This is a genomic window from Pseudomonas syringae pv. cilantro (genome assembly GCF_001293775.1).
Taxonomy (GTDB): Bacteria; Pseudomonadota; Gammaproteobacteria; order Pseudomonadales; family Pseudomonadaceae; genus Aquipseudomonas; species Aquipseudomonas syringae_P.
Map to the genome: position 1 here is coordinate 122569 of NZ_LGLN01000099.1, position 12807 is coordinate 135375.

The 12807-nt window shown below is 61.6% G+C and carries 13 protein-coding genes; 6 read left to right on the forward strand and 7 right to left on the reverse strand.

The annotated features are described in order from the left end of the window. Nucleotides 1-38 precede the first annotated feature (38 nt). From ABJ99_RS26065 to ABJ99_RS26085, 5 genes are all read right to left on the reverse strand, one after another. Nucleotides 39-1013 carry an ABC transporter substrate-binding protein gene (locus tag ABJ99_RS26065; RefSeq protein ID WP_054088244.1) on the reverse strand — a complete coding sequence of 325 codons (975 nt, stop codon included), beginning with the start codon at nucleotides 1011-1013 and terminating at the stop codon, nucleotides 39-41. Continuing rightward, nucleotides 1010-2149: an NAD(P)/FAD-dependent oxidoreductase gene (locus ABJ99_RS26070; protein WP_054088245.1), complete on the reverse strand. Its 1140-nt coding sequence runs from the start codon at nucleotides 2147-2149 to the stop codon at nucleotides 1010-1012. The genes ABJ99_RS26065 and ABJ99_RS26070 overlap by 4 nt, the downstream gene beginning before the upstream one ends. Nucleotides 2150-2163: 14 nt before the next feature. Next, nucleotides 2164-3663, reverse strand: a complete 1500-nt coding sequence (locus ABJ99_RS26075; RefSeq protein ID WP_054088246.1) for a methionine--tRNA ligase — start codon at nucleotides 3661-3663, stop codon at nucleotides 2164-2166. Next, on the reverse strand, nucleotides 3656-4048 hold the full coding sequence (locus ABJ99_RS26080) for a cupin domain-containing protein (protein ID WP_054088247.1): 393 nt from the start codon (nucleotides 4046-4048) through the stop codon (nucleotides 3656-3658). Before ABJ99_RS26080 ends, ABJ99_RS26075 begins: the two co-directional genes overlap by 8 nt. Nucleotides 4049-4396: 348 nt before the next feature. Then, entirely contained in the window at nucleotides 4397-5362 is a 966-nt protein-coding gene (locus tag ABJ99_RS26085; RefSeq protein ID WP_054088287.1) for a site-specific integrase, read from the reverse strand. Between the two features lie 291 nt (nucleotides 5363-5653). Between ABJ99_RS26085 and ABJ99_RS26090 the strand changes: the two genes are divergently transcribed. Next, nucleotides 5654-6097, forward strand: coding sequence for an antitoxin Xre-like helix-turn-helix domain-containing protein (locus ABJ99_RS26090; protein WP_054088288.1), 444 nt, complete (start codon nucleotides 5654-5656; stop codon nucleotides 6095-6097). 21 nt (nucleotides 6098-6118) lie between these two features. Here ABJ99_RS26090 and acuI read toward each other — a convergent pair whose 3' ends face one another. Continuing rightward, nucleotides 6119-7102: an acrylyl-CoA reductase (NADPH) gene (gene acuI, locus ABJ99_RS26095; RefSeq protein ID WP_054088248.1), complete on the reverse strand. Its 984-nt coding sequence runs from the start codon at nucleotides 7100-7102 to the stop codon at nucleotides 6119-6121. A 46-nt stretch (nucleotides 7103-7148) separates the two neighbouring features. Further along, complete coding sequence (gene acuR, locus ABJ99_RS26100; protein ID WP_054088249.1) at nucleotides 7149-7784, reverse strand: acrylate utilization transcriptional regulator AcuR; 636 nt, start codon at nucleotides 7782-7784, stop codon at nucleotides 7149-7151. Nucleotides 7785-7899: 115 nt separating this feature from the next. Here acuR and ABJ99_RS26105 point away from each other — a divergent pair, with 115 nt between their 5' ends. The 5 genes from ABJ99_RS26105 to ABJ99_RS26125 all read left to right on the forward strand — a co-directional run bounded on the left by ABJ99_RS26105 (nucleotide 7900) and on the right by ABJ99_RS26125 (nucleotide 12759). Next, the gene (locus ABJ99_RS26105) at nucleotides 7900-8979 is read left to right on the forward strand and encodes an NAD(P)H-dependent flavin oxidoreductase (protein WP_054088250.1); all 1080 of its coding nucleotides are present in this window, start codon (nucleotides 7900-7902) and stop codon (nucleotides 8977-8979) included. A gap of 99 nt (nucleotides 8980-9078) precedes the next feature. Continuing rightward, complete coding sequence (gene modA / locus ABJ99_RS26110; RefSeq protein WP_054088251.1) at nucleotides 9079-9846, forward strand: molybdate ABC transporter substrate-binding protein; 768 nt, start codon at nucleotides 9079-9081, stop codon at nucleotides 9844-9846. Beyond that, a complete protein-coding gene (gene modB, locus ABJ99_RS26115; protein ID WP_054088252.1) occupies nucleotides 9847-10527 on the forward strand; it encodes a molybdate ABC transporter permease subunit in 681 nt (226 codons plus the stop codon). It begins immediately after the preceding gene. A gap of 3 nt (nucleotides 10528-10530) precedes the next feature. Next, on the forward strand, nucleotides 10531-11619 hold the full coding sequence (gene modC, locus ABJ99_RS26120) for a molybdenum ABC transporter ATP-binding protein (protein ID WP_054088253.1): 1089 nt from the start codon (nucleotides 10531-10533) through the stop codon (nucleotides 11617-11619). Nucleotides 11620-11703: 84 nt separating this feature from the next. Further along, the gene (locus tag ABJ99_RS26125) at nucleotides 11704-12759 is read left to right on the forward strand and encodes a DNA topoisomerase IB (RefSeq protein ID WP_054088254.1); all 1056 of its coding nucleotides are present in this window, start codon (nucleotides 11704-11706) and stop codon (nucleotides 12757-12759) included. The last annotated feature ends 48 nt before the right edge of the window (nucleotides 12760-12807 follow it).

The window sequence follows — 12807 nt, forward strand, 5'->3', positions numbered from 1 at the left end:
GGTTCCTGTCCTTAGAATGGTTTCGAAACGTTGAATGGTCAGTCAGCGGCGGCGCTCAGCCCTGCGGGGCCAAGCCTCCAGACGCGGGTCGCAGCGGTTCGGCATTCGCCCTGATCAAAACTGACGGTGCCGAGCCGGGTGCTGAAGGTGGTGTGATGCAGCGTGTCCAGCAGGGCCTGACCGCGCCAGGTGCTGTCGGCCAGAACGGCCAGCACCTGGAGCATCAGCAGGCTTTCGCGGAAATAGGTGTGCGGCTCGGCCACAAACAGCATTCGGTGCAACACGCTTGCCGGGCAGTGGTGACGGTCAGGCGTGGCGAAACCGATGACGAACGTGTTGCGGTCGTGTGCCGGGGCAACGCCCAGATGCGGCGACGCGGCGTCGTCGGTCAGCACCAGCGGCCGAACACTGCCTGCCTGGCGTCGGGCCAGCCAATGCGCGCGGCTGGTCTTTAGACGCCCGGCGAATATCTCCACATCAGCGCTGTCCCGGTCGTTGACCGGGTGCAGGCCAGCGCCAGCGAGCGCTGTGCCAATCGCCGCCGCCAGCGCCTGACCGTGTGCGCTGCCGTCCGCATCCACATGCACAGACGCCCACTGTCGAACCGCCAGCCAATTCACCAGATCGCCCGCCAATTGGCGGTCTGAAGGGCAGAAACGAAAGACGTTGCGATGCGCCAGTGTCAGCCGGTCGAGGGTTGCCGCCGGGGTCAGCAGGGCAATACCGGCCTTTTCATAGCGCGGCGCGGCACTGACGGCTGCGTCGGATGAAAAGTGACCGATCACCAGATCGGCCTGCCAGTCGATCATGTACTGCGCCACGTCGGCGCCGCGAGCAGCGTTGGCGCCATCGTCGAGAAAGTGCCACTGCACCTGCGCCAGTTCCGTAATGAAGTTGCGCGCCACGGCCAGCGCGCGCATGAAGGTTCGCGCATGCGGCGTATCGTCAGGGTCGAACAGCGCGCTGACGCCGACCCGCAGCCCTTTCGTCACAGGCGTTAACGGCCGCGTCATGGCTGCATGCTCGACGAGTTGATATCGGGCATGAGCCGCTGCGGTGACAGCGCTGACCAGTCAGAACACAGCTGATCGCCGCCACGCAAGCGGCCAAGCAACTGATCGCAAGCAATCCGGGCGATGCCAGGCGCCAATTTGAAACCCAGCCCCGACATGCCGGCAGCCAGATAGACCGGGCTTTGTTCGGCGCAGAAACCCAGCAGCGGACGGCCATCGGCGCTGTAGCTGTCGAACCCCGGCAGCACGTCCAGCACGCGGGCGTTCGTTGCAGAACCGCACAACTGCTTGATACGCCGGCAAGCATCTTCGGCGTGCCGCGCATCGGGTTGTGCCAGATGCTCCGGCCACAGAGCGCTGTAACGTGGCCCGCATCCGGTCTGCACGATGTTGCGGGTCAGCGGAATGGCATAACTCTGGGCGACCGAGTCAATGATCGGTATCGACCAATCGTTGTCAGTCAGCACCCGCGCCAAGGGGATTGAACGCACGTCAAGCCGCGCCTGCGGCAGCAGATGCCGGGTCCAGGCTCCCGCTGCGAACACGACCGCCCGGCAACGCAAGGTCGCGTCACCCAGCTCGATGTCTACCCGGTCACGAGTTCGACACTCGATTGCCTTGATGTCGCGGTGTTCCAGCAATACACCTTGCTGACGCACCACTTGGCAGAGTGCCGAGACCGCCAGGCGCACATTGCCGACGCACGCGTTCGGCTCGAACAGGTTGACTCTTTCTTCGTCCGGGCACAGCGGGTAACCGCCACCGTCCAGTTCGTGCCGGGCCAGCAGGCGCATCGGGTAACCCGCGCTGGCATGCTGTTCGATAGCGTTGCACAACGCGTCCCGCTGATCGGCAGCCGCGCGGTAAATCATCCCGGTACGCCGTAACGCACTGGCGTAGGTACTGGCAAACACACCCTCGTTCATCTGGTCGATGGACAAGGCCGCCAACTCCATCAGCAACGAATCGGTGTCGTACAGCCGCACCAGCCCGCCGGAATAGCTGCTGGCCCCCAGACTTGCGGCAGCGCCTTTGTCGATAAGCGCTACCGACACACCCGCGCTGCACAGTTTTGCCGCGATACTGGCACCGGTTATCCCGGCGCCAATCACCGCAATCTCATAGTCGAGGAACATGGTGGTGGGTCCGTTCAGATGGAGTATTCAGCGGCCGAGCCGTTCATGAGCGTGGCGTTCACGCGGGCTTCGGGCAGCCCGAATGCGCTGACGAGGCGCGCTGACATGTCCGGGATCAGCGCTTTGCCCGCCAGCGCAATGAACGCTGCCAGATGACTGACCGGACGGTCTTCGGCGAGCCGCGCGCGAGTGATGGCAATCACATCCAGCAGCACTTGGGCCATGCCCTTCATGGAGAACTGCGTGGGGTCGGCGGCCCGGCTCCATTGCAGGCGCAACGCTTCAAGCAACCCGGCATCCACCCCGCAGATGCCGCCCCACCAGCTGTGCTCGTGGTTTTCCCCAGCTTTCAGCAAGGCGGGGAAAAACTCCTCGAACAGGCTTTTGCGCCAGTGCTGAAAGTGTTGCAGGCGGAAATCGCCCTCGTCCTCTTCAGGCGCAATGCTGGCCAGGTATAAACGCGCACTGTCGGCGCAGGCCTCGCGTGCCAGATCACCGACCCAGATCGCGTGATTGCGGCTGGTGGACAGGTTCAGGCCATCGAGTTTGAGAAACCGGTTCGGCATGAAGCGCTGCTGCACCTTGATGCCACGCAGCGCCGACAATTGCGCCGGGTAGACCACGGCATGACTGAACACACAATCGAAACCGAGAAAATGCACCAGCGTGCCCTGCCCCGACTGCCAGTACTGGCGAAACAGTTCAGGACGCCCGACCTTGTCGGCGTATTCACGGAAGGCTGCCATGTACCCGGCCAGCCCCATGAACCAGGTGTGCACGCGGCATGAGCCATCCGCTTGCAGATCCAGCCCGCCGTCACCCGGACGCGTCACGCCCCAGTCATGTACATGCTCAAGCGTGTCGCGCAGCCAGGCGTTCAGTGGTTTGCGCCACTGATGCCCCAGCAGCCGTTCGCCCAGCAGCGGCTTGAACGCCGCCAGTTTGAGAAAGGCGCGATGGGCGGTTTTCCACTGTGATGGCTGCTTGCACAGTTTGCAATGCAGCCCGGTCATCAGTTCGGCATCCGGTGCCTGGGCGCAGTTTTCGCATTGGCTGGCGTCAGACTCGGCGCCGCAATAATTGCAGTGACCCCGAGCGAACGCCTCGTAGCCCCAGACCTCGCAGTCAGGGCAATAAGGTTCGCTGGCGTCGCGAAAATCGATAGAGCCTGTATCGCGCAACGTGTTGAACACCTCGCCGACCGCCTCGGCGAACCAGGGATTGTTGTAGGGGCGCATCCAGTTGTCAGGCTGAATATTGATCGCTGCGAGCGACGCTTCGATACGGTCCGAGTTGCAACTGGCCAGCGCCATCGGGTCGACATCCAGTTCCCGCCCCTTGCGCAGCATGTAGGATTGGTAGTCGTCCGAGTAGGACACCAGCACACACTCGTGACCGCGCTGGCGCTGCACGCGGGTGAACACGTCGGCGGCCAGAAACGGACCGGCGATATGGCCGATGTGCAGATCGCCGTTGGGCGTCGGCGGCGTGATCGTGACAATGAACTTAGTCATCGAGGCACCCCGTGGTCTCGCTGTGCTGCGCGACGAAGGCGTTGACGTAGTTCATGTCCCACCACACCACGTAAAAGTGGAAGTCTTCGACAGAATCGTTGATGACGTAATGATCGGTGTGCTTTGGAATCGCAGCGATATCGCCGACGTTGAAATCCATCTGCCTGTCACCCACCACAAGCCGGGCGCTGCCTTTGATGGCAATGAAGATTTCCTGATCGATCTGCGTGTGCGCTTCGCTGCGGGTGCCGGGTCGAACCACACACCAGCCACCCGCAAACGGCATTGGATAGCCGTCCCACGGCAACAGACGGCTGCCCTCGAGCCCGTACTCGGGCACCAGCGCATCAAACGCGGTTTTACGGTGTATCTCGAACTTTTCCATGCTCTTTTCCGTACATTTCCAGGTCGGCAAAGCATGAAATCGTTACGGGATGCTGGCTATCCGATCGGCGGATACATCAGAGGCGAAGTATCGAATTTTCGGATGGCCGTCGACAGCGTCAGGGTTGCCATTTTTTTCACTAATGGCTGGTATCGATAACGCTAATAATCGAATTGAGGGCGACGGTGTTACCGTTGGCGGCGATGAAACGAACACGTCTCCCGGCCCTGCGAATCCGCGTCGCAAGGTCTGTGAATCACTGCTCTGCTTCATCACTCCTTTGGTTAGATCTTTAAGCCATCTCACGTTGCGTGAGGTGGCTTTTTTTTGGCTCAGCGTTTACGTGGCTTACAGCTCAAAGCCGTCCACCACATTTCTGCGTTCATTCTCGCTGCGCATGTCGTAACTGGCAGTGGTCGAGATATGCGTGTGGTGCGCCAGTTTCTGGGCAATCGACAGATCGTATTCTTCGATCACCCGGGTGATGAATGAGCGACGAAAATCGTGGGGCATGATGTTGACCCCGACTTCCCGCCCACGCTGCTTGGCGATGAAGTAAATGGCGTGCTTGGTGATCCGCTCGCGGGTGATGTGGCTGCCGCGGCGGATCCGGTTGAACAGGAACGGGTCGTCACCCTGTCCCGGCTGCAGGCACGAACGGCGCAGCTCCAGCCAGTCGTTCAACGCCTTGAACGCCCACTCCGGGGCGTATTTGATCAACTGTTTGTTGCCTTTGCCCAGCACCCGCAGGCTGCGTTCGGCAAAATCGATCTGCGCCAGGTCGAGGTTCACCGATTCGGATTTGCGCATGCCGGATCCGTACAGAATGGCAATGATCGCAGCGTCGCGCCGTCCTTGAGGGCGCGGGTCGGCTGCGCAGGTTTCCATCAGCTCACGAATCAGGGTGCGGCGGATATTGCGCCCCTTGGCCAGCCGTGTGCCGCTGACCGGTTTGATCGAGCGGATCTTCAACAACTGGTCATGGGTGATCAGGTCATGCCGCCAGGCTTCGTTCATCACGCCGCGAATCGCGTTTACATACAGCGAGGTGGTGTTGGGCGCGTAATCATCCTCGCGCAGCGTCGCGACCAGTGCCGTCACGTGGCCCGGCTGCAACGTGTGCCAGGGAATGTCGTGGATATCGACATCGGCCATGCCCAACCGGTCAGCAGCGTCCTGGAGCACGTAGGTCATGGTCAGCCGGCTTGAAGGCGCAAGACGGTCGAGATAGAGCCGCAGCGGCTTGTTGACGTCCGGCAGCGAAAACGGGCTGACGACGGGTTTCGGCAGGTCGGTGTGGGGGTCTTCCGGCATGTGCAGCAACGCCTTTTCCGGTGCGCGTGCAGGCGAGCGGCTCCTGCACTTCTGATTCATTCCAGGGTCTGTTCCCGTTTAATCGCGGCCGCGTCGGAGTCTGTTTTGCCGCGAGGCNCTTCGGGTTGCGTGCCAAATCTCGCGATGAAACGGGAACAGACCCTGGACAGCGATATTCAAGCGCATGACTTTAGCACGGCCTTGAAAGCAATCCCCGGTAACATCCTGACGCTTGAACACAATCTCGTCTGGGTTAGGCTTTTGGGCCGACTCTCGACAGGCTTTCTGATTGTGACTCTTGCTACCCGCCTATCCGAACGTCGCCAGGCAGCGGCCGGTTTCTGGTTACTGGCCCTGCAGCTTAGCCAGCGCAGCGAAACGCAGCGACTGGCGCATATTCAGACCGGTTTCGGGCCCGCCTGGGTGCGCACGATACGCGATGCATTCGCCTTGGGTCCGCGGCAAATGGAAAGCCTGTTCAGCCTGTCGGCTTCGACGCTGGAACGTCGCCAGCGCCAGCAGCAGTCATTGGGCGCAGTAGCCTCGGAGCGTCTGGATCGCGTAGCGATGCTCGCCAGTCATGCCCTGCGCGTGTTTGTTACGCCTGAGCGTGCCGAGCGCTGGATGATCACGACCAACGCGGCGCTCGACGGCCACACTCCGCTGCAATCCTGCGCGACCGGAATCGGCAGCGCTCAGGCGCATCGGGCACTGGCTGCGCTGGAACGTCCCTGAGCGGTCTGGCGAACAGCCGAGTCAACGTCCGGTATCTACCACCACGCGCCCGCGCACCTGACCGGCGATCAGTTGCGGGGCGATGTCGATCACCTCGCTCAAACCGACTTCGCGGCTGATCAACGGCAGCAGCGCAGGGTCCAGATCGGTCGCCAGCCTTGACCAGGCTTGCAGCCGATCAGCCCGAGGCCGGTTGACGCTGTCGATGCCAGCCAGCGTCACGCCACGCAGAATGAAGGGCGCGACCGAGCCCGGAAACTCCATGCCCTGCGCCAGACCACAAGCCGCCACCACTCCGCGATAGCGGATCCCGGCACACACATTGGCCAGCGTGTGGCTGCCCACCGAGTCAATCGCCGCCGCCCACTGCTCCTTGCCCAACGGCCGGCCTGGCTGCGACAGGGGTTCCCGGTCGATGACCTGGGCCGCGCCCAACGTGTGCAGGTATTCACTTTCCGAGACGCGCCCGGTAGAAGCAATCACCCGATAGCCCAGGCGGGCCAGAATGGCGATGGCAAAACTGCCCACGCCGCCATTGGCACCGGTCACCAGTACCTCGCCGTGATCGGGCGTCAGACCATGCTTTTCCAGGGCGATGACGCTGAGCATGGCCGTGTAACCCGCCGTGCCGATGGCCATGGCCTGCGCAGCAGTGAACGCATCCGGCAGTGGGATCAGCCAGGCGCTGTTCAAGCGGGCCTTTTGCGCCAGGCCGCCCCAGTGGCTTTCACCGACGCCCCAGCCGTTAAGCAGGACCTTGTCGCCGGCCTTGAATTCTTCAGCGTCGCTGACGTCCACAGTGCCCGCCAGATCAATGCCCGGCACCATGGGAAAGCTGCGCACAATCGGGCTCTGACCAGTGATCGCCAGCGCATCCTTGTAGTTGAGCGTGCTGTGCGACACCCGCACGGTCACATAGCCGGGTGGCAGTTGCGCGTCGTCGATATCGCTCAGGTCGACTCGATACCCTGCTTCGCCCTTGTTGATCAAAATGCCTTTGAACATGCGCGCCTCCAGTTTAGACCGATCGTCTCTAATCAGCCCTGAGAAATCATTGCGGCAACCCGCGAAGGTAACCGGCGATGAATGTATTCAACGGAACATCGCTTTTCACCAGCCGGGCGCGGAGCACCGCCCCTTCCCAGCCAATCCAGAAAAAGGCCGCCAGCTCGTTACAATCGGCGTCTCTGGATAACTCGCCGCTGGTTTGAGCAGCGCGCAGGCAGCTGGCGAGTTTCAACTGCCAATCAAGGAAAATCTGCTCCAGACGCTCACGAAACCCCTCCGGCAACAGGCAGATTTCCTGCCCCAGATTGCCGACCATGCAACCACGGCGGTAATCGTGGCGGGCCATGCCGCCCTTGGCGCTTTGCACGAAGCCGACCAGACGCTCAAGCGGTGACATCGTTTCGTCGAGCAGCCAACGGTCTAGACGTTGCGCAAAATAGCGGGCGTACTCATCCAGCACCGCCCTGCCAAACGCTTCTTTACTGGCGAAATAGTGATAAAACGACCCTTTGGGTATGCCGACTTCCTTGAGAATGTAATCCAGCCCGCTGGCAGAGAAACCTTGTTCGGTCAGCACTTCCAGACCGCGACGCAAAAGCGCCTCGCGGGTTTCAAGGTTGTCGCGGTCTACTTTGGGCGGCCGGCCGGGGCGCCTGGCCTTAACGGGTAATTCAGTCATGGGGGCAATAGTAGACTGATCGTTTCTAATGTCAATCGACCCTACCGGTTGCCAAATTTCACTGCCTCACGCTCAATGGTCCTTCAGACACCGCACGCCACAGACGGAGACAGTCATGAACCGCTGGCCGGACACCCGAATTCTCGAGTTATTCAACATCGCACTGCCCATTCTTCAGGCCCCCATGGCTGGCGCCTCCGGCTCGGCCATGGCGATTGCCGTCGCCAACGCCGGTGGCCTCGGCTCTTTGCCATGCGCCATGCTCACCCCGGAGCAGATCCTCGAGGAAGTGGCGATCTTCCGACAGCACAGCAGCAACGCCCCGCTGAATCTGAATTTCTTCTGCCATCAACCTCCGCCCCGCGACGATGCCCGCGCTGAACGCTGGAAACAGGCCCTCAAACCTTATTACCAAGAGTCAGGCGCGGACTTCGACGCCCCCACACCCGTGTCCAGTCGTGCGCCGTTCGACAGTGACAGTTGCGCACTGGTCGAGAATCTGCGGCCGGAAGTGGTGAGTTTTCACTTTGGCCTGCCCGAGCAGGCACTCTTGGATCGGGTCAGGGCGACGGGCGCAACAATCATCTCCTCAGCCACCACCGTCGAAGAAGCCATCTGGCTGGAGCAGCACGGTTGCGATGCGGTGACTGCCATGGGTTACGAAGCCGGTGGCCATCGCGGCCTGTTTCTCAGTGATCAACTGCACACGCAGGTCGGCACTTTTGCGCTGGTGCCGCAGATGGCCGACGCCGTGCGCGTTCCGGTCATTGCAGCGGGCGGCATCGCCGACGGGCGCGGCGTCGCGGCGGCGTTCATGCTGGGGGCGTCGGCGGTGCAGCCCGGCACTGCCTACCTGTTCTGTCCGGAGGCCAGGGTCAGCGCCCTGCACAAGCAGGCGCTGCACGGTGCCACTGACAGCCAGACCGCGCTCACCAACCTGTTCACCGGGCGCCCGGCGCGCGGTATCGTCAACCGCATCATGCGGGAAATCGGCCCGATCAGCCCGCTCGCGCCGCCCTTCCCTCTGGCTGGCGGTGCATTGATGCCGCTGCGCGCCATCGCTGAAAAACGTGGCAACAGCGACTTCACGAACCTTTGGGCGGGCCAGGCAGTGGGTCTCAAGCATCACCTGGGAGCCACCGAGTTGACACGACAACTGGCTGAGAACGCCCTGAAAATCCTCAGCGGCCGCTGAAAGAGTGCTTCCGGACCAGTGCCCAATCGCTATATATTTAAATATATAGCGATTCGCCTCATTCAATGGCGTGCGTTCTTTTCACCCAGGAGCTGTTTCATGCGATCAACCACGCTGCGCGCCACACTGACGTTTTCTGCACTGGCCCTGGCGGCGTTGGTGGCCTCCTCCGCTTTCGCCGATGAAGTGCAGGTTGCCGTAGCGGCCAACTTCACCGCGCCGATTCAGGCGATTGCCAAGGACTTCGAAAAAGACACAGGCCACACGCTGGTTGCCGCGTTCGGTGCCACTGGCCAGATCTATACGCAGATCAAGAACGGCGCGCCGTTCGAAGTTTTCCTCTCGGCCGACGACACCACGCCCGCAAAACTTGAGCAGGAAGGCCACACCGTCAAGGGCTCGCGCTTTACCTACGCAGTGGGTACGCTGGCGCTGTGGTCGGCCAAAGAAGGCTACGTCGACAGCAAGGGCGAGGTACTCAAGGCCAATCAGTATCAGCATTTGTCCATCGCCAACCCGAAGACCGCACCGTATGGCCTGGCGGCAACCCAGGTTCTGAATAAGCTGGGGCTGACCGAAGCAACCCAGGCTAAGCTTGTCGAGGGTCAGAGCATCACCCAGGCGTATCAATTCGTTTCCACCGGCAATGCCGAACTGGGTTTTGTAGCGCTGTCGCAAGTCTACAAGGACGGTAAGCTGACCAGCGGCTCGGCGTGGATCGTGCCGGACTCGTTGCATGACCCGATCAAGCAGGATGCGGTGATTCTCACCAAGGGCAAGGATAACGCCGCCGCCAAAGCACTGGTCGAGTACCTTAAAGGCCCGAAAGCCGCAGCGATCATCAAGTCCTTCGGATACCAGCTGTAAATGCCACTGGGGAGTGCTGACATCGCGGCGATCTGGCTGACACTCAAGCTGGCGTCGCTGACCACGGTTATCCTGCTGATCATCGGCACGCCCATCGCCTTGTGGCTGGCGCGCACTGACTCGTGGCTCAAGGGTCCGATCGGTGCGGTGGTCGCTTTGCCGCTGGTTTTGCCGCCGACGGTGATCGGCTTTTATCTGCTGTTGCTGCTCGGGCCCAATGGGCCCATCGGCCAACTGACCCAGGGTCTGGGCCTGGGAACGCTGACCTTCAGCTTCACCGGCCTGGTGATCGGCTCGGTGCTGTATTCGATGCCGTTTGTGGTGCAGCCGTTGCAGAACGCGTTCGCCGCGATCGGCCCCCGTCCTCTGGAAGTAGCGGCGACCCTGCGCGCCGGGCCGTGGGACACGTTTTTCAGCGTGATCCTGCCATTGGCCAGGCCCGGTTTCATCACCGGCGCGATTCTGGGGTTTGCTCACACCGTCGGCGAGTTCGGCGTGGTGCTGATGATCGGCGGCAACATTCCCGAGAAAACCCGCGTGGTGTCAGTGCAAATCTTCGATCACGTGGAATCCATGGAGTATTTGCAGGCGCACTGGCTGGCCGGCGCGATGCTGGTGTTTTCCTTTGTGGTGCTATTGGCACTCTATTCCAGCAGCAAATCCAGAACCGGATGGAGTTGAGGCATGGTCTCGCCGATTGAAGTACGCCTGGAAATGGCCTACCCCGAGTTCACCGTCAGCACCAACCTGACCCTGCCCGGCTCCGGTATCACCGCGCTGTTCGGGCCGTCCGGCTCGGGCAAGACCACCTGCCTGCGCTGCATTGCCGGCCTGGAAAAAGCCGGACACGGCTTTGTTCGTGTCCATGATGAAATCTGGCAGGACAGCGCAAAAGCGATCTTCCTGCCGCCGCACAAACGCGCCATCGGCTACGTGTTTCAGGAAGCCAGCCTGTTTCCACACCTGTCGGTACGGGCAAACCTTGAGTTCGGCATGAAACGCATCCCGCGCCCGCAACGCCGCATCGAGATGCAACAGGCGACCGAGCTGCTTGGTATCGATCATTTGCTGGAGCGGCGTCCGGACAAGCTGTCCGGAGGTGAGCGTCAACGTGTCGGCATCGCACGGGCCTTGCTGACCAGCCCACGCCTGATGCTGCTCGATGAGCCGCTGGCCGCGCTGGATGCGAGACGCAAAAGCGAAATCCTGCCGTATCTGGAACGTCTGCACCGCGAGCTGGACATCCCGATGCTGTACGTCAGCCACGCCCAGGACGAGGTCGCACGCCTGGCTGACCATCTGGTGCTGCTCGAAGAAGGCAAGGTGCTGGCCAGTGGTCCCATTCAGGAAACCCTGGCGCGACTCGACTTGCCACTGGCCATGGGCGACGACGCGGGCGTGGTCATCGAAGGCCTGGTCAGCGGCTATGACAACGCGTATCACTTACTGAGCGTCACGCTGCCCGGCAGCACGCTGTGCATACGCGTCGCCCATGCCGAAATGCAGCCAGGCACAGCGCTGCGTATAAAGGTGCAGGCCCGCGATGTCAGCCTGAACCTGCAGCCCGAAGACCACAGCAGCATTCTCAATCGGCTGCCGGTCACGGTGCTGGAAGAAATGCCGGCCGACAACGCGGCGCATGTTCTGGTGAAACTGGACGCAGGCGGCACGCCACTGCTGGCCCGTATCACCCGGTATTCACGGGATCAATTGCACCTGCATCGGGGTCAGCCCCTATGGGCCCAGATCAAGGCGGTCGCGGTGCTGGCGTAGCGCGGGTCCGGTTTGGCGCGGAAATAAACGGCACCACGGTCAAACGTCGCGGTCAGTGCTTTTAACTGCCTTCGGAATTTAGCCATGCCTGACTCGACTGCCCTCAGCCAGCCCGCCAGTGACCTGCACTACGTAGACGACACCCAGCCGGGCTTTACGCGCAAGATACTGCGCGGCAAATTCGCCTACTTCGACACCAAAGGTCAGCGCATCAAGGATGAGTCAGAGGTCAAGCGCATCAACGCGCTGGCTGTGCCACCCGCCTACACCGAAGTGTGGATCTGCGCCGACCCGATGGGGCATTTGCAGGCCACCGGGCGTGACGCGCGGGGTCGCAAACAGTATCGCTACCACCCGCGCTGGCGCGAGATTCGCGATCAGGACAAATACTCACGCCTGATCGAGTTCGGCCACGCGCTGCCCAAGGTGCGCAAGCAGATCGAAGCGCAGCTCGCCCAGCCCGGCATGGGTCGGGAGAAAGTCATGGCGACGGTGATTTCATTGCTCGACGCGACGCTGATCCGCATCGGCAACAGCCAGTACGCCAAGGAAAACCGCTCATATGGCTTGACCACCCTGCGCAACAAACATGTGGAGGTCAAAGGCGGACAGATCCTCTTCGAGTTTCGCGGCAAAAGCGGCGTCGAGCACAAGGTCAGCGTAAAAGACCGCAAGCTCGCCGCCGTGATCAAGCGCTGCATGGAACTGCCGGGGCAAAACCTGTTTCAGTACCTGGACGAAGACGGCGTACGCCATGCCGTGACCTCATCCGACATCAACGCCTACCTGCAAAGCCTCACCGGCTCGGACTTCACCGCCAAGGATTACCGGACCTGGGCCGCCAGCGCGCTGGCCCTGGCCACCTTGCAAAAACTGCATTGGGAACCGGAAGCCGACGCCAAACGGCACATCGTCGACATGGTCAAGGCCGTTTCCAAACAACTGGGCAACACCCCGGCCATTTGCCGCAAATGCTACATCCATCCGGCAGTGCTGGAAGGATTCCTGCTCGGCAACCTGGCCAAACTTCCACGCTCCAGACAACGCAAGGGCCTGCGCCTCGAAGAAGTGGCGCTGGCCAGCTACCTGCGACTACTGGCGGACAAAGTCGGCGTCGTGGCCAAGGAAGGCAAATCCTGAGCCTTGTCGAACGGCAAGGTGAGCGGTCGCCCTCACAAGAAAGTGTAG